Genomic DNA, 16,006 nt, shown 5'->3' with positions numbered 1-16,006 from the left:
CCAACCAGAGGGGAATGCAATGACTCTCAACGTCAAAGAACGCCGGAACAAGACGGCCACCGTGCTCGTCGCCACCGGTGAGATCAACAGCGAGACGTCCGGCACGCTGCTCCAGTCCCTGCTGCCGCTGGTCCGCGAGGGCAAGCCGCTGCGGATCGACCTCACGGCGGTGACCTACGTCTCCAGCGCGGGCCTGCGCACCCTGCTCGTCGTCTACCGCGAGGCCCAGCACGCCGGCGTGGCCGTCACCCTTTACGGGGTGAGCGAGGAAGTCCGGTTCGTCATGTCGGCCACCGGTTTCCTCGACTTCTTCGAGACCGGCGAGGCCGCCGCGGCGGCATCGGCGGCCGCCAAGGCCAAGGCCGCGCGATGAGCGAGACCCGGTCCGAGCAGGTCCTTCGCGTCGACGCGTACCCGACCCACGAGGTGGGCGGGTACCGCGTCCGCGCGGGCAAACCGTTCCCCTTCGGGGCCAACGTGGTCCCCGGCGGGGTCAGCTTCTCCGTCTTCTCCGACCAGGCCACCTCCATGACCCTGGTCATCTACAAGCGCGGAGAGCCCGAACCGATGGCCGAACTGGAGTTCCCCGAGGAATTCCGCACCGGCAGCGTGTTCGCCATGACCGTCTTCGGCCTCGACCACGAGAACATCGAGTACGGGTACCGGGCCGACGGCCCCTACGACCCGGTCACCGGCCACCGCTTCGACGCCCGCCAGGTCCTCTCCGACCCCTACGCCCGGCTGATCGCCGGCCGTGACGTGTGGGGCGTGGAGCCGGACTACAGCCGTGACTACCAGTACCGCTCCCGCGTCTGCCTCCAGGACTTCGACTGGGGCGACGACACCCCGCTGGGCATCCCCGCCGAGGACCTCGTCGTCTACGAGGCCCACGTACGCGGCTTCACCCGGCACCCCAACTCCCAGGTGACCGCACCCGGCACGTTCGCGGGACTGCGCGAGAAGATCCCGTACCTGAAGGAACTCGGGGTCAACTGCATCGAGCTGCTGCCCGTGTTCGAGTTCGACGAGAGCGACAACCCGCGCTCCAACCCGGAGACGGGCGAGAAGCTCTTCGACTACTGGGGCTACAACACCGTCTCCTTCTTCGCACCCAAGGCCGGCTACGCGGCCACCGGACGCTACGGGATGCAGGGCGACGAGTTCCGCACCCTGATCAAGGACCTGCACGCGGCCGGCATCGAGGTCATCCTCGACGTCGTCTTCAACCACACCGCCGAGGGCAATGAGCAGGGGCCGACGATCTCCTTCAAGGGGCTCGACAACGCCACCTACTACATGCTCACGCCCGAGGGGTACTACTTCAACTTCAGTGGCACCGGCAACACCGTCAACTGCAACCACCCCGTCGTACGCAACTTCGTCCTCGACTGCCTGCGCCACTGGGTGGCCGACTACCACATCGACGGGTTCCGCTTCGACCTCGCCGCCATCCTCGGCCGGTCCCTGGACGGCACCCCGCTGCCCAACCCGCCGCTGCTGGAACTGCTCGCCTACGACCCGGTCCTGCGACACACCAAGCTCATCGCCGAGGCCTGGGACGCCGGCGGCCTCTACGAGGTCGGCAACTTCCCGGCGTACGGCCGCTGGGCGGAGTGGAACGGCAAGTACCGCGACACCGTGCGCCGCTTCCTCAAGGGCGACCCCGGAGTCACCGGAGAACTGGCCACCCGCATCGCCGGCTCGCCCGACCTCTACTCCGGCCGCGGCACCGCCGCCTCGGTCAACTTCCTGACCGCGCACGACGGCTTCACCCTCGCCGACCTCGTCTCCTACAACGACAAGCACAACGAGGCCAACGGCGAGGGCAACAACGACGGCGCCAACGACAACAACAGCTGGAACTGCGGCGCCGAGGGCCCCACCGACGATCCGGCGGTCAACGCCCTGCGCACCCGGCAGATCAAGAACGCCCTCGCCATCCTCCTCACCAGCCAGGGCATCCCGATGCTCCTCTCCGGCGACGAGGTCGGCAGGACCCAGCAGGGCAACAACAACACGTACTGCCAGGACAACGAACTGTCCTGGTTCGACTGGGACCAGGTCGACGGCCAAGCCGAACTGCTGCGCTTCACACGCGAGATGATCGCCTTCCGCAAGCACCACCGCGAGCTGCGCTCCACCTCCCACCCCACCGGACGGGTCCGCGAGCACCTCGGCCTGCCCGACATCAGCTGGCACGGGGAGCGGGCCTGGCAGCCCGACTGGTCGGGGGAGAGCCGGCTGGTGGCGGTCGCCCGCTGCGGCGCCGGGGACGACGACGTGGTGTACGTGGCCATGAACTCGCACTGGGAGTCGCACGACCTGGAACTGCCCGCCCTGCCCGGCGGACGCAGCTGGCGCCTGTTCGCCGACACGGGGGCCGGGGCACCGCACGACATCCGCACCCCGGGCACCGAGCCGGAGCTGGACAACGCCGGCAAGTACCTGATCGGCCCGCGCTCCGTGGTCGTCCTGGTGGGCCGCACCGGCGACGCCGACGAATCCGACACGCCCTGACCGAAGGAGACCTGACATGCCGCTTTCCGTGTCCCTGAGCATCGAGGGCGACACCACCGTGATCGAACTGTCGGGCGAGCTGGACGCCGAGACCGCGCCGGACTTCCACCGGACCATCGAGAAGGCCGCCGGTCACGGCACCACCACCGTCGAGATCAGGATGGCCGGCGTCGGCTACATGGCCAGCGCCGGACTGCGCTCCCTGGTCTTCGCCCAGCAGAAGATCGCCGACAACGTCACCATCAAGGTGGTCGGTGCCATCGAGCCCGTCTCCCGGACCATCCGGACGGCCGGCCTCGACCGCAGCATCGTCATCTCCGATGAGTGACGACCGTGAGTGACATGGTCGAGCTGGCGAGAACGCCCGTCGTACTGGAGGTGCCCGCCACGGTCGGGGCGCTGGGCGACATCGCCGCGTTCGTCCTGCGGCTGGCCGGACGGGCGGGGCTCGGTAAACGCGCCTCCTACCGGCTCCGGCTGGCCGTCGACGAACTGGCCACGAACGTCGTGATGCACGGGTACCGGGGCGGCGACGGACGGATCACCGTCCGCGGCCGCTCCGGCCCCGGCGGGGTGCAGATCACCATCGAGGACTCCGCCCCCGCCTTCGACCCCGTCGCGGGCCGCCTGCCGCCCTGCCCCGGGGTTCCCCCGCAGGACCGGCGGATCGGCGGCCTCGGCATCCACCTGGCCCTGACCAGCGTGGACGAGTTCTCCTATGCGCACAGGGACGGCCGCAACATCAGCACGCTGACTGTGAAGGCTGAGGGGACGGACCCATGCCCTCCACGACCGTGATCATCCTCGACGCGCACCCGGCACCACCGCCCGAACTCCTCGACGCCCTGCGGACGATGGACGCCTCACTCATCACCCGCACGCTGACGGAGCTGCGCGAAGGCCCGCTGGAACGGCTGCCCGTCGCGGACGTGCTGCTCGCCCCGGCCGAGTCCGACGGGGACGCCGTACGGACGGCCGTACGCCGGCTGCGCCGCTGGGCCGGGGCCCCCATCGTGGTCGTCTGGACCGTGACGGAGTTCGCCGCCCTGGAGGAACACGTCCGGATCGGGCACGACTACCTCGTACCCCCCTTCCTCCCCGCCCTGGTCGGGGCACGGCTGCACAGCTGCTCGGAGCGCGCCGGACTCGGCCGCACCCTGCGCGAGGCCGACGCCCGCGCCGAACTCATGGGCTACGAGAAGGAACTGGAGATCGGCCGGGAGATCCAGGCGGGCTTCCTGCCCGAATCACTGCCCGTACCCGACGGCTGGGAGATCGACGTACGCTTCCGACCCGCCCGGCAGGTCGCCGGGGACTTCTACGACGTCTTCGAGATCTCCCGCGGCCGCCGGCTGGCCTTCGTCGTCGCCGACGTCTGCGACAAGGGGGTCGGCGCAGCGCTCTTCATGGCGCTCATCCGCTCCCTGCTCCGGCACACCGCGCAGAACAGCGGACTCCAGCACCTGGTCGCCGCCGGCCGGGCCGGCGGCAGCCGGCGGATCCCGGTGGTCGGCGCCACCCCGCTGCTCAACGCGGTCACCGCCACCAACGGCTACCTCACGAGGAACCACCTGCGGCAGGGCTACTTCGCCACCCTGTTCTTCGGGGTGCTGGACCCGCTCACCGGCAGCCTCGTCTACATCAACGGCGGCCACAACCCGCCCCTCCTGCTGCCCGCGGACGGCAGCCCGCCCGCCGCCCTGGACATCACCGGACCTGCCGTCGGAGTCCTGCCCGACTGCGTCTACACGCTCGGCTACGCCCAGCTGGACCCGGGCGACACCCTCTTCGTGTTCACCGACGGAGTCCCCGAGGCCCGCTGCCCGAACGGCAGCTTCCTCGGCGACGAACGGATGCTGGACCTGCTCGCCGGCCCGCCGGCGAGCGGCAAGGACGTCGTCGACCGGATGGACCTGGCGGTGCGCGAGCACACCGGAACCGCCGAACAGCACGACGACGTCACCATGCTCGCCCTGCACCGTCCGCGTACGGCGCGGGGGCCGTACGCGGACGGCACCGGCCATCAGGTGGTGGCCTAGGTGACCCGCACCATCGTGGTGCACTCGCACCGCGGCGGTACCGGGAAGTCTTCGGTACTGGCCAACCTCGCGCTGCTGATCGCGGCCGGTGGGCGCCGGGTGGGGGTGGTGGACACCGACATCCAGTCACCCACCCTGGACCTGCTGTTCCGGCTCGGCCCCGGCCCCTCCCTGGCCGACTACCTGCTCGGCCGCTGCGAGATCGAGGCCGCCGCCCAGCCGGCCGGCGTGCCCGGGCTGTACGTCGTCCCGGCCCGGACCGGGACGGCGGCCTTGCGGGAGCTGATGGCCGGCGGCTACGACGTGGGCCTGCTGCCGGAGGGCTTCGACCGGCTGGCCGAGCACTACGCCCTGGACGTGCTGCTGCTCGACACGCACGCCGGGCTCAACAACGAGTCGGTGACCGCGATGGCGAGCGCCGACGTACTGATGATCATGGCCCGGGCAGACCGGATCGACCTCTCCGGGGTCGAGGAGACCATCGCCCTCGCCGGGCGCCTGGCCTGCCGGCGGACCCTGGTGCTGAGCATGGCACCCGCGGGCATCGACCGGGACGCGGCACGGCGGCGCTCCGAGGAGGTCTACGGCGCACCCGTGGCCGGAATCCTTCCCTATTCGCCGGAGATGGCCTCCCTGTACGGGGAGCGCATATTTGCAGAAGCCCATCCCGACCACCCCTTGGTCGGTGAATTCCGCACCATCATCTCGGCGTTGGACGCACGTGACGAAGTATCGCGGGCCTGACGTCACCCCCTTACGCCCCCTGCGGGGGGCGTGTTGAATCGGCAGCGAATCCAGAACAAGGAGAGAATCATGAAGATTCTCGTCGTCATGACCGCCAAGGCGACCCTGCACCTGCTGGACGGCGAACAGCATCCGTCGGGATTCTGGGCGGAGGAATTCGTCGTTCCCTTTTCGCTCTTCAAGGCCGCCGGCCACGACGTGGACGTGGCGACGATCGCGGGCCGCCCGCCCACGGTCGACCTGACGAGCATCGACCCCCAGTTCCTCCAGTGGGTCCGGCCCCAGGGTTCACCCGACGAGGACGCGGCCAACGCGGCCGAGTACGTCCACGTCATCGAGAACACCCCCCAGCTGAGGGCTCCCCTGGCCCTGGAGTCCCTCACCGAGAAGGACGTCGCCGACTACGACGGCGTCTACGTCAGCGGCGGCCACGGCGCGATCGGCGACCTGCCCAAGTCCGACGAACTCGCCCAGGTCCTGCGCTGGGTCATCGCCCAGGACAAGCCCCTCGCCACGGTCTGCCACGGCCACACCTCACTGCTCGCGCTGCGCGACGGCGAAGGCCGCTGGCCCTTCGAGGGCTACCGGATGACGGCCTTCTCGCACGACGAGGAACTGGTCACCAACATGGCCGGCCGGCTCCCGCTGATCCTCGAAGTCGAGCTCACCCGGCTCGGCGCCCGCTACGAGAAGGCCGCCGCGATCTGGGACTCACACGTGGTCGTCGACCGCAGGCTGACGACCGGCCAGAACCCCTATTCCTCCAAGGCCCTCGCGGAGACGTTCTTGGGCCAGCTCGCGAAGGGCTGACCCCCGCCCGCCCCGCATCCGACACCGGAAGGCAGCCATGACCAAGCGTGAGCTGAGCGGCCCGCCCCTCGCCAACCCTGGGAAACTGTTCATCGGCGGCAAATGGGTCCCGGCCCGGGACGGCCGTACCGAGCCGGACATCAGCCCCGTGGACGGACAGGAGATCGTGCCGGTCGCCCAGGCCGCCGCGGCCGACGCGGACGCGGCCGTCGCCGCCGCCCGCACGGCGTACGAGGAAGGGCCGTGGAGCAGGCTGTCCGCCCAGGAGCGGGCGCTGCGGCTGAACCGGGTCGGTGAGCTGATCGAGCGCGACCTGGAGGAGATCGCCCTGCTGGAGACCGTGGACATGGGCAAGCCGTTCGCCTTCTCCAGCACGGTCGACGCCCCCATGGCCGCCCAGCTCATGCACTACTACGCCGGGGCCGTGACCCGCGTCGACGGCTCCTCGCGCGCCCCGGCCGGCGGCCAGCTCGCCTACACCCTGCGCGAACCGCTGGGCGTGGTCTGCGCGATCACCCCGTTCAACTTCCCGCTGCTGCTGTCGATGACGAAGATCGCACCGGCCCTGGCGGCGGGCAACACCGTCGTCCACAAGCCCTCCCCGGCCACCCCGCTCACCGCGCTGAAGATCGCCGAGCTGTTCCAGGAGGCGGAGATCCCCGACGGGGTGCTGAACGTGGTCACCGGCCCCGGCGTGGAGCTGGGCGAGACGCTCACCGGCCACCCCGACATCGACAAGATCGCCTTCACCGGTTCCACCGTGGTCGGCCAGTCGATCATCCGCAAGGCGGCCGGCACCCTGAAGAAGGTGACGATGGAACTCGGCGGCAAGTCCGCCAACATCGTCTTCGCCGACGCCGACCTCGACGCCGCCGAGGAACTCGCCTTCTTCGGCATCTACTACAACAAGGGCGAGATCTGCACGGCCGGATCCCGGCTGCTCCTCCAGCGCCCCGTCCACGACGAGCTGGTGGAACGCCTCGTGCGCCGGGCCGCCGCCCTCAGGCCCGGCGACCCGCGCGACCCGGCCACCCTCTTCGGGCCCCTGGCCCACCGCGCCCAGTTCGACAAGGTCAGCTCCTACATCGAGGTCGGCGAGAAGGAGGGCGCGGTCCTGCGGACGGGCGGCACCGGGTGGACCCCCGAGGGAGCCTCCGCCGAAGGCCTGTACTTCCTCCCGACCGTGTTCACCGGCGTCGACAACGGGATGCGCATCGCCCAGGAGGAGATCTTCGGCCCGGTCCTGTCGATCATTCCCTTCGACACCGAGGAGGACGCCGTGCGCATCGCCAACGACAGCGCGTACGGCCTCGCCGCGGGGGTCCACACCAAGGACCTGCGCCGCGCACACCGCGTCGCCTCGCAGATCAAGGCGGGCACGGTCTGGGTCAACTGCTACAACCAGTACGACCCCTCGGTGCCCTACGGCGGCTACAAGGCCTCCGGATTCGGCCGCGAATGCGGGCCCGAATCCCTGGAGAGCTACACCCAGACCAAGTCGGTCTGGATCGGCATGGACTGAGACACCCCCCTTTCCGAGGAGCGTCAATGCGTACAGGCATCATCGGCACCGGGCGCATCGGCACGGTCCTCGCGAGGATCCTCGTGGCGGCGGGCCACCAGGTGGTCCTCGCCAACGCCCGGGGCCCGCAGACCCTCGGCCCGCTCGTGGCCGAGCTGGGACCGGCGGCCTCGGCGGCGCACCCCTCCGAGGCCGCCGCCCAGGCCGAACTCCTGGTGCTGATGGTGCCCTTCGAGCGCGTCCGCGGACTGCTCCCGCCGCACGCCGCGCAGGACAAGGTGCTGGTGGACGCGACGAACGCGTTCGGCGGCCCCGGCGCGCCCGCCGACCTCGGCGGGCGCGGCTCCAGCGACCTGGTCGCCGAGTGGTATCCGGACGCCCACGTCGTGAAATCACTGAACACCATGCATTTCGAAACCCTCGCCGTCGCCGGAACCGCATCCGGAGAGCGCCTGGCACATTTCACCGCGGGCGACGACGTGAAAGCGAAGAAAATCGTCGCGGGAATCATCACGGATCTCGGATTCGCCCCCGTCGACACCGGCCCGCTGCACTCCGGGGGAATTCTCCAGCAACCCGGCGGGCCCCTCTTCAACCGGCCGCTCACGGAAGCGCAGGCGCTGGCATGGATATCACACTGAATGTGAACGGAAGACCCGAGCAGTTCTCGGCGCAGCCGAACGAACTGCTCGTCGAACGGCTCCGCGACGGCCTCGGCCTGACCGGCACCAAGGTCGGCTGCGACACCGGCCAGTGCGGCACCTGCGTGGTCCGCCTCGACGGCCGGTCCGTCAAGAGCTGCCTGGTCCTCACCGCCTCCGCGGCCGGCGCCGAGGTGGCCACCATCGAGGGCGTCACCACCCGGGGCGGGGAACTGTCCGGCCTCCAGGAGGCCCTGCGCCAGGAGCACGGCACACAGTGCGGCTTCTGCACCCCGGGCATGGTCATGGCCCTCGGCGAGCTCGTCGAAGCCACCGCCGGCGGCCCGGCCCCCACCGAGCCCGAGATTCGCGAGTGGCTCACCGGCAACCTGTGCCGCTGCACCGGCTACCACAGCGTCGTACGGGGAGTGCAGCGCGCCTGCGCCGCCACCCGCGACGAGGTGACCGCCGGCTCCGCCGCATCCACCGCAGCCGCACCGGAGGTGTGAGGGACATGACCACAGTGACGGGGGAGCCCCCGGCCGACCGGGGCGGCGTGCTCGGGCAGCCGCTGGACAGCCGCGAGGACCCGCAGCTCCTGCGCGGCGAGGCCACGTACGTGGCGGACATCGACCTGCCGGGCACCGCGCACATGGCCATCCTGGGAAGCCCGGTGGCCCACGCGAGGATCCTGTCCATCGAGACCGAGGCGGCCGAGCAACTGCCCGGGGTGCTGAAGGTGGCCACCGCGGCCGACTTCACCGACGTCATGCCGCTGCCCTGCATCTGGATCCCCGGCGGGGTCGAGAGCCACTTCCCGCCGCACCCCTACGGACTGCCCGGCGCCCGCCCGGTCCTGACCGGCGACACCGTCCGCCACGTCGGCGACCCCATCGCCGTGGTCGTCGCCGAGACCCCGCGGCAGGCCGCCGCGGCGCTGGCCGCCATCTCCGTCGAGTACGAGCCGCTGCCCGTCGTCACCCGCGCCGACGAGGCCCTCGCCGACGGCGCGCCCCAGCTCCACGAGGCCGTCCCGGGCAACCTCAACGCGTACTGGACCTGCGGCGACAAGGACCGCACCGACGCGGCCATCGCCACCGCCGAGGTCACCGTCGAGCTCGACCTGGTCAACCAGCGCACCATCAACAGCCCCATCGAGCCGCGCGGCGCGATCGGCGACTACGACCCGGCCACCGGCGAGTACACCCTCTACGCCTCCACCCAGGGCCCGCACAACCACCGCTTCCTGCTCGCCGCACTGGTCCTCGGCATCCCCTTCAACAAGCTCCGGGTGATCGCCCCGACCGTCGGCGGCAGCTTCGGCACCAAGGGCTACCTGTACCCCGACATGCCCCTGGTGCTGCTGCTCTCCAAGGCGCTCGGCCGGCCCGTGAAATGGGTGGACACCCGCACCGGGCTGATGAACTCCACCGTCCAGGGCCGCGACCACCGCCAGCACGTCACCCTCGCCGGCACCCGAGACGGCCGCATCACCGCCGTGCGCTGCACCAGCCACGCCAACCTCGGCGCCTACCCCTCGACGATCGGCCCCGGAGTCGCCACCGCCCTGATGGGCCGCTCCATCAGCGGCATGTACGACATCGACGCCGCCTTCTGCGAGGTGTACGCCGCCTTCACCAACACCGTCTCCCTCGGCGCGCAGCGGGGCAGCGGACGCGCCGAGGCCGCCTTCCTCATGGAGCGGCTCGTCGACCGGTACGCCTCCGAGATCGGCATGGACCCGGCGGCGGTGCGGCGCAGGAACCTGGTGCCGAAGGAGAAGTTCCCGTACGACAACGGTCTCGGCTGGACCTACGACTCCGGGGACTACCAGCTGAACTTCGACAAGGCCATCGAGCTGGCCGGCTACGCCGGCATGCCCGCCCGCAAGGCCGAGGCCCGCACCCGCGGCAAGCGCCTCGGCGTCGGCATCGCCACCTACGTCGCGATCTGCGGCGTCGGCCCCTCCACCCGGATGTCGCAGGAGGGCATGCTCGGCGGGACCTGGGAGAGCGCGAACATCCGCGTCCACCCCACCGGCGAGGTCACCGTCACCGTCGGCTCCGCCTCCACCGGGCAGAGCCACGGAACGGTCTTCGCGCAGGTCGCCGCCGACGAACTCGGCATCGACCCCGAGACCGTCCAGGTCCACGAGGGCGACACGCAGAAGGCCCCGTACGGGCAGGGCACCTACGGCTCCCGCTCCTACAGCATGGCGGCACCCGCCGTGGCCCTCACCGCCCGCAAGCTCAAGGCCAAACTGGTCCGGGCCGGCGCCGTCTTCCTGGGCGTGCCCGAGGACAGGGTCGTCTACGAGAACGGCGGGGTCCACGAGATCGGCAATCCGGAGAACGCCAAGACCCTCGCCGAACTGGCCATGGCCATGTGGTACGGCTGGGGGCTGCCCCCGGAGATCGAGCCCGCCCTCGACGAGACCACCCACTTCGACCCGCCGGACTTCAACTACCCCTTCGGCACGCACGTCGCCGTTGTCGAGATCGACGAACTGACCGGCGAGACCGAGGTGGTGGCCTACACCGCCGTCGACGACGCCGGAAACATAGGCAACCCGAAAATCGTCCAGGGGCAGATCGAAGGCAGCATCGTGCACGGCCTCGGCCAGGCCCTCATGGAAGCCGCCGAATACGACGAGAACGGCCGGCTCATCAGCGCCGACCTCGGCCACTACGCCCTGCCGCGCGCCGCCGACGTGCCGTTCTTCGCCCTCGACAAGACCGTCACGCCCAGCCCGCACAACCCGCTCGGAGCCAAGGGAGCGGGCGAGATCGCCACCGTCCCGCCCGCCGCCGCCGTCGTCAACGCCGTCGTCGACGCCCTTTCCGACCTGGGCGTCCGGCACATCGACATGCCGCTCACCCCCGAGAAGGTCTGGCGCCGCCTGAGAGGGGAAGCCCAGTGATCCTCACCGAGTTCGACTACGCACGCCCCACCGGCCTCGACGAGGCCCTGGCCCTGCTGTCCGGAAGCCGCGGCGCCCGGGTGCTCGCCGGCGGCCAGAGCCTGCTGCCCGACCTGCGCACCGGAGCCGACAGCGCCCGGCTGCTCGTCGACATCCGGCAGCTCGCCGAGCTGCGCGGCACCACCCGCACCTCGGACGGCCGGCGCTTGCGCATCGGGGCCCTCACCACGCTCGCCGACCTCGCCGCCGACCCGCTGGTGCTCGCCGAGGCACCGGAACTTGCCGCTGCGGCCCGCTCCAACGGCGACCCGCAGGTCCGCAACCTCGGCACCGTCGGCGGCAACCTGGCCGCCGCCGGGCAGCCCACCGACCTGCCGGTCGCCGCCATCACCGCCGACGCCCTCGTCGAACTGGCCGGCCCGGGCGGGCGCACCACCCTCCCGGCCGAGGAGTTCGCCGCCGGCAACGCGCCCGCCGGCGAGGTCCTCACCGCCCTCCTGGTGCCCGCCGCCGGCCCGGCCGCCGCCTTCCAGAAGTCCGCCGACCGCGCCACCCGCTACCCGGTCTGCGCCACCGCCGTACGGATCACCCCCGACGGGCCGCGCATCGCCGTCACCGGGGCCACCCCCCGGCCCCTGCGCCTGCGCGGGGTCGAGGACCGGCTGGGCGCAGGCCCGTACGCCACGGAAGCCGTACTCGCCGCCTTCCGCGCCGAACCCCGCCAGCTGTTCGTCCCCGGGCGCGGCACCTCGGCCGAATACCTCGGGCACCTCGCGGGGGTCCTCACCGCCCGAGCACTGCAGAGGGCCGAGCGGGCCCTCGCCTGACCGTCCGACCACGGGGCCCGACCAGTGGTCCACCACGGGGGAGTTGAGTGAAGCAGTGGCCGAACCGTCCAGAACGACCACGGGAGTAACCGTGCAGCCAGCCGCCCACGCGGCCAGTGCGCCCAGAGGCTCCGGCTTCTGGGTGGTGGGCGCCGTCCTCGTGCTGCTGATGCTCTCCTCCTCCGTGCCCTCCGCCCTCTACGTGCTCTACCAGCAGAAGTGGGGGCTGTCCTCCGGCACGATCACGGTGGTCTTCGCCCTGTACGCCGTCACCGTGCTGGCCGGGCTCCTGCTCTTCGGCTCCCTCTCCGACACCCTGGGCCGGCGCCCGGTCCTGGGCGCCGGACTGGTCCTGGCGATCGTCTCGATGGCCCTCTTCGCCGGAGCCCAGGGGCTCGGACTGCTCCTCGCCGCCCGAGCCGTGCAGGGGCTCGCCGTGGGCCTCGCCACCGGCGCGATGGGCGCGGCCCTGCTGGAACTCGGCCCCGCCGCACGGCCTGCACTCGGCGCCCAGGTCAACAGCGCCGGCCCGACCGTGGGCATCGGGCTCGGCGGGATCGGGGCCGGACTGCTCGTCCAGTACGCGCCCGCACCGACCGTCCTCAGCTACCTGCTGCTCATCGGGGCCTTCGCCGTCACCCTGGTGGGCGTCGTCCGCATGCCGGAGAGCGCTCCCGGCGCCGGCGGCCGGCTGCGGGTGGTCCCGCACCGGATCCACGTCCCGCAGGGCGCCCGGGGCCGCTTCGCCGTCCTCGGCCTGACCATCGTGGCCGTCTGGTCCGTGGGCGGGTTCTACCTCTCCCTCGGCCCGCACCTGGCCCTGTCCCTGCTGCAGTCCACCAACTACCTCGTCGGCGGGGCCACGGTCGCACTGCTCGCCGGCGCCGCCACCGTCGCCCAGCTCATGCTGGGCCGCACCGGGGCGCTGCGCACCGCCGTGCTCGGGCTGCTGGGCCTGCTCGCCGGACTCGCCCTGGTGCTGATCGCACTGGGCCTCGGCTCGGCCACCGTGTTCCTGGCGGCCACGGCCGTTCTCGGCAGCGGCTGGGGAGCCGCCTTCCTCGGCGCCTTCCGGGCGCTGAGCGGGCTCGCCGAACCGGCCCACCGGGGTGAACTGACCGCCGCCGCATACGTCTTCGCGTACCTCGCGATGAGCGTGCCGGCCGTACTCGCAGGGATGCTGACCAACATCCACGGCCTGCACCGCACCTCGGTCGGCTTCATGGCCGCCGTCGCCGCGGTGTGCGCGGTGGCCCTGCTGGCCACCCTGCGGCTCGCCGCCCGTACCAGGGCCGAGGGGAGCACCGCGTGACCACACCGGGCATTCCCATCCCGGGCACGACCGCCCCGGAACTGCGGTCCGCCCTGCGCGGGCTGGAGGTCTTCGCGGGGATCACCGAGGAACAGTTGGACTGGCTGGTCTCGGTCTCCCGACCGCAGGTCCTCTCCGACGGGGAGGTCCTCTTCCGCGACGGCGAGGAGGCCACCGGCTTCCACGTCCTGCTCTCGGGCGGGCTCGTCGTCACCAAGGTCGTCGACGGCCGGGAGGAGGTCCTCACCCGGCACTCCACCGAGGAGGAGAGCGCCGCCGCCGAGGACCACGACGGCAAGCCCCCGGCCGCCCACCGGTTCACCGGCGAACTGCCGCTGCTGACGGACGGCGCCTACGTGGCGACGGCCGCCGCGAGCGGGCCCGCGACCACGGTCGTGGCGTACCCCAAGGCGGTCTTCTTCGAGATGCTCACCCGCTGCCACGGGGTGGCCGCCGTGCTGATCCCCGTACTGGCCTGGCGCATCAAGTCCTCCGAGGTGCAGGCCCGTAAACGGGCCACCGTGGAGGCGCTCGGGACCCTCGCCGCCGGGCTCGCGCACGAGCTGAACAACCCGGCGGCCGCCGTCGCCCGGGCCGCGCAGGAACTGGCTCCCGCCCTGGACCGGCTCACCCGGACCGCCCAGGAGTGGGGCGCGGCCGCCACCCCCGACGAGCGCTCGGTCCTTGACCGGCTCGCCGCCGAACTGGACACGCTGCCGCCGCCGGTCACCACCGACCCGCTGGCCCAGGCCGACGCCGAGGAGGAGATCGCCGACTGGGCCGAAGGGGTCGGCGCCGAACGGTCCGGCCTGCTCGGCTCGGGCGTCTCCGACCTCGGACTGGAGCTGGACTGGCTGCTGCGGCGGACGGAGGGCGTCGGCAAGGAGTCCCTCGCCCGCGCGCTCGACCACCTGGCGGCGCTGCTGGAGGTCCGCTCACTCGCCGCCGAGCTGCGGGCCGCGGGTCCCAGGATCTCCCAACTCGTCTCCGCCACCCGGGATTACGCCAATCTCGACCGGGCGCCCGAGCAGCGCTTCGCGGTGACCGAGGGCCTGGAGAACACGCTGGTCGTGCTGCGTGCCAAGCTCGACGGCATCAGCATCGTCCGTGCGTACGAGCCGGATCTGCCCGAACTGGCGGGCTATCCGGGCGAGTTGAACCAGGTGTGGACCAACCTCGTCGACAACGCCGTCGAGGCCATGGAGGGCGCCGGCGTGCTGACGCTGAGTGCCCGGTCCGAGGGCGTCTGCATGGTCGTGGAGGTCGCCGACACCGGCCGCGGCATCCCTGCGGACGTCCTGCCGCGGATTTTCGAACCCTTCTACACGACCAAGGACGTGGGCAAGGGCACGGGCCTGGGGCTGCACCTCAGCTACCGCATCGTGACCCAGCGGCACCACGGGTCGCTCACCGCCCGCTCGCGGCCCGGCGAGACCCGGATGGTCGTACGGCTGCCCTTCGCCGGCAGTGCCCAGTCCTGCGCCGCACCTGCGCAAACACCCGATACCGCCCATGGAGCCGCACCCGCCCCGGGCACCTCTCCCCGTTGAAACGGAGTCGACATGGCCAAGTACGACATCTCCAAGCTGCACCCCGTGTTCGTCCGCCAGATGGAGGCCCTGGCCGCCCTGGACATCGAGGCGGTGATGAAGAACTACACCGACGACGCCGTACTGCTGCGCTTCGAGGGGGTCTCGGAGGGCATCGAAGCGGTGCGCGAGACGTTCACCGGCTATCTCACGGTGAAGCCGACGCTCGTGGAACTGCAGGAGTACATCGAGACCGAGGACACCATCTTCTATCGGGCGATCATGAACCTGAACGGTGAACCGGAGCACGCGTTCGGGACACTTGTGGTCCGCGATGGCCGAATCTGGCGCCAGACAGCCGGCTTCGGCGGCTGAGACCGGAAATCTGGGTAGCGTGTGCGGGGAGGGCGGGTGAACACGCCCTCCCCGTATGTGCGGCCCTCGCCGCGCGTGCAGGAAACGGTAAAGGGGAGGTCATGGAAAATGAAACCGGGCGGGTCGAGGCATTCAGTGACGGCGTATTCGCCATCATCATTACGATCCTCGTCCTGGAACTAAAGGTTCCGGAAGAAACCGGCTCGGCCTTCTGGCATGGAGTCCGTGAACAATGGCCGCATTACGCCGCCTATGTGGTGAGCTTCCTCATCATCGGCGTGATGTGGGTGAACCACCACACCATCTTCAGTCACCTCAAGCGGGTCGACCGTCCACTGTTGTTCCTGAACCTGATGGTGCTGATGGTGGTCTCGGTGATCCCGTACACGACCAACGTGCTCGCCGAGCACCTCACCGAAGGCGGCTCCGCCACCCCGGCCGCCGTCCTCTACAGCCTCGTCACCGTGGCCTACGCCTTGGCGTTCCTGCTCTTCTGGTGGTACGTCACCCGGGTCGGGCACCTCTTCCACGAACAGGTGGACAAGGACGGCGCACGGGCCACCAGGGTGCGTTTCGGCCTCGGTGCCATCGCCTACCCCTGCACGGTCCTCCTGGCCTTCTTCTCCGCACCGCTCACGCTTGTCGCACACTTCCTGATCGCGATCTACTATGCGGCGAACCAGATCCCCATCCCCCTCGTGGTAGAGGAAGAGCGGCTCGAATCTGCCAGCGACCTCAGGAAGTAGCCGCAGGGGCCTACGGCCGTTCTC

16 protein-coding genes are annotated in these 16,006 nt (G+C 70.9%); all 16 read left to right on the top strand.

What is annotated here, in order from left to right; all coding sequences use genetic code 11:
• The first annotated feature begins 19 nt into the window (after positions 1-19).
• Positions 20-373 (top strand): STAS domain-containing protein, encoded by a 354-nt coding sequence (locus ACZ3X1_RS20895; protein WP_467280601.1) that lies wholly within the window; start codon positions 20-22, stop codon positions 371-373.
• Positions 370-2,517 carry a glycogen debranching protein GlgX gene (glgX, locus tag ACZ3X1_RS20890; protein ID WP_467280600.1) on the top strand — a complete coding sequence of 716 codons (2,148 nt, stop codon included), beginning with the start codon at positions 370-372 and terminating at the stop codon, positions 2,515-2,517. The genes ACZ3X1_RS20895 and glgX overlap by 4 nt, the downstream gene beginning before the upstream one ends.
• A gap of 16 nt (positions 2,518-2,533) precedes the next feature.
• Entirely contained in the window at positions 2,534-2,845 is a 312-nt protein-coding gene (locus tag ACZ3X1_RS20885) for an STAS domain-containing protein (RefSeq protein ID WP_391695153.1), read from the top strand.
• Between the two features lie 14 nt (positions 2,846-2,859).
• A complete protein-coding gene (locus ACZ3X1_RS20880) occupies positions 2,860-3,315 on the top strand; it encodes an ATP-binding protein (RefSeq protein WP_467280738.1) in 456 nt (151 codons plus the stop codon).
• The gene (locus ACZ3X1_RS20875; protein ID WP_467280599.1) at positions 3,297-4,556 is read left to right on the top strand and encodes a PP2C family protein-serine/threonine phosphatase; all 1,260 of its coding nucleotides are present in this window, start codon (positions 3,297-3,299) and stop codon (positions 4,554-4,556) included. Before ACZ3X1_RS20880 ends, ACZ3X1_RS20875 begins: the two co-directional genes overlap by 19 nt.
• Complete coding sequence (locus ACZ3X1_RS20870; protein WP_467280598.1) at positions 4,557-5,300, top strand: MinD/ParA family ATP-binding protein; 744 nt, start codon at positions 4,557-4,559, stop codon at positions 5,298-5,300.
• Positions 5,301-5,369: 69 nt separating this feature from the next.
• A complete protein-coding gene (locus ACZ3X1_RS20865) occupies positions 5,370-6,110 on the top strand; it encodes a type 1 glutamine amidotransferase domain-containing protein (RefSeq protein ID WP_467280597.1) in 741 nt (246 codons plus the stop codon).
• Between the two features lie 37 nt (positions 6,111-6,147).
• Positions 6,148-7,632, top strand: coding sequence for an aldehyde dehydrogenase family protein (locus ACZ3X1_RS20860; protein WP_467280596.1), 1,485 nt, complete (start codon positions 6,148-6,150; stop codon positions 7,630-7,632).
• Positions 7,633-7,658: 26 nt separating this feature from the next.
• Positions 7,659-8,273 (top strand): NADPH-dependent F420 reductase, encoded by a 615-nt coding sequence (locus ACZ3X1_RS20855; protein WP_467280594.1) that lies wholly within the window; start codon positions 7,659-7,661, stop codon positions 8,271-8,273.
• Entirely contained in the window at positions 8,270-8,782 is a 513-nt protein-coding gene (locus tag ACZ3X1_RS20850; protein ID WP_467280737.1) for a (2Fe-2S)-binding protein, read from the top strand. Before ACZ3X1_RS20855 ends, ACZ3X1_RS20850 begins: the two co-directional genes overlap by 4 nt.
• A 5-nt stretch (positions 8,783-8,787) precedes the next feature.
• Entirely contained in the window at positions 8,788-11,193 is a 2,406-nt protein-coding gene (locus ACZ3X1_RS20845; RefSeq protein WP_467280593.1) for a xanthine dehydrogenase family protein molybdopterin-binding subunit, read from the top strand.
• Positions 11,190-12,020: an FAD binding domain-containing protein gene (locus tag ACZ3X1_RS20840; protein WP_467280592.1), complete on the top strand. Its 831-nt coding sequence runs from the start codon at positions 11,190-11,192 to the stop codon at positions 12,018-12,020. Before ACZ3X1_RS20845 ends, ACZ3X1_RS20840 begins: the two co-directional genes overlap by 4 nt.
• A gap of 91 nt (positions 12,021-12,111) precedes the next feature.
• Complete coding sequence (locus ACZ3X1_RS20835; protein ID WP_467280591.1) at positions 12,112-13,332, top strand: MFS transporter; 1,221 nt, start codon at positions 12,112-12,114, stop codon at positions 13,330-13,332.
• On the top strand, positions 13,329-14,882 hold the full coding sequence (locus tag ACZ3X1_RS20830; protein WP_467280590.1) for an ATP-binding protein: 1,554 nt from the start codon (positions 13,329-13,331) through the stop codon (positions 14,880-14,882). The genes ACZ3X1_RS20835 and ACZ3X1_RS20830 overlap by 4 nt, the downstream gene beginning before the upstream one ends.
• Before the next feature lie 12 nt (positions 14,883-14,894).
• Positions 14,895-15,236 (top strand): nuclear transport factor 2 family protein, encoded by a 342-nt coding sequence (locus ACZ3X1_RS20825; protein WP_350996823.1) that lies wholly within the window; start codon positions 14,895-14,897, stop codon positions 15,234-15,236.
• 101 nt (positions 15,237-15,337) lie between these two features.
• Positions 15,338-15,982 (top strand): TMEM175 family protein, encoded by a 645-nt coding sequence (locus ACZ3X1_RS20820; protein ID WP_467280589.1) that lies wholly within the window; start codon positions 15,338-15,340, stop codon positions 15,980-15,982.
• Positions 15,983-16,006: the final 24 nt, after the last annotated feature.

It is taken from the genome of Streptomyces sp. NPDC023541 (assembly GCF_055559995.1).
Note: the sequence above shows the minus strand (reverse complement) of the source record. Positions and strands in the feature narration are given on the sequence as shown.

Coding starts and splice junctions, on each gene's coding strand:
- ACZ3X1_RS20895 (WP_467280601.1), top strand. CDS start 20: ATGACTCTCAACGTCAAAGAACGCCGGAACAAGACGGCCACCGTGCTC.
- glgX (WP_467280600.1), top strand. CDS start 370: ATGAGCGAGACCCGGTCCGAGCAGGTCCTTCGCGTCGACGCGTACCCG.
- ACZ3X1_RS20885 (WP_391695153.1), top strand. CDS start 2,534: ATGCCGCTTTCCGTGTCCCTGAGCATCGAGGGCGACACCACCGTGATC.
- ACZ3X1_RS20880 (WP_467280738.1), top strand. CDS start 2,860: ATGGTCGAGCTGGCGAGAACGCCCGTCGTACTGGAGGTGCCCGCCACG.
- ACZ3X1_RS20875 (WP_467280599.1), top strand. CDS start 3,297: ATGCCCTCCACGACCGTGATCATCCTCGACGCGCACCCGGCACCACCG.
- ACZ3X1_RS20865 (WP_467280597.1), top strand. CDS start 5,370: ATGAAGATTCTCGTCGTCATGACCGCCAAGGCGACCCTGCACCTGCTG.
- ACZ3X1_RS20860 (WP_467280596.1), top strand. CDS start 6,148: ATGACCAAGCGTGAGCTGAGCGGCCCGCCCCTCGCCAACCCTGGGAAA.
- ACZ3X1_RS20855 (WP_467280594.1), top strand. CDS start 7,659: ATGCGTACAGGCATCATCGGCACCGGGCGCATCGGCACGGTCCTCGCG.
- ACZ3X1_RS20845 (WP_467280593.1), top strand. CDS start 8,788: ATGACCACAGTGACGGGGGAGCCCCCGGCCGACCGGGGCGGCGTGCTC.
- ACZ3X1_RS20825 (WP_350996823.1), top strand. CDS start 14,895: ATGGCCAAGTACGACATCTCCAAGCTGCACCCCGTGTTCGTCCGCCAG.
- ACZ3X1_RS20820 (WP_467280589.1), top strand. CDS start 15,338: ATGGAAAATGAAACCGGGCGGGTCGAGGCATTCAGTGACGGCGTATTC.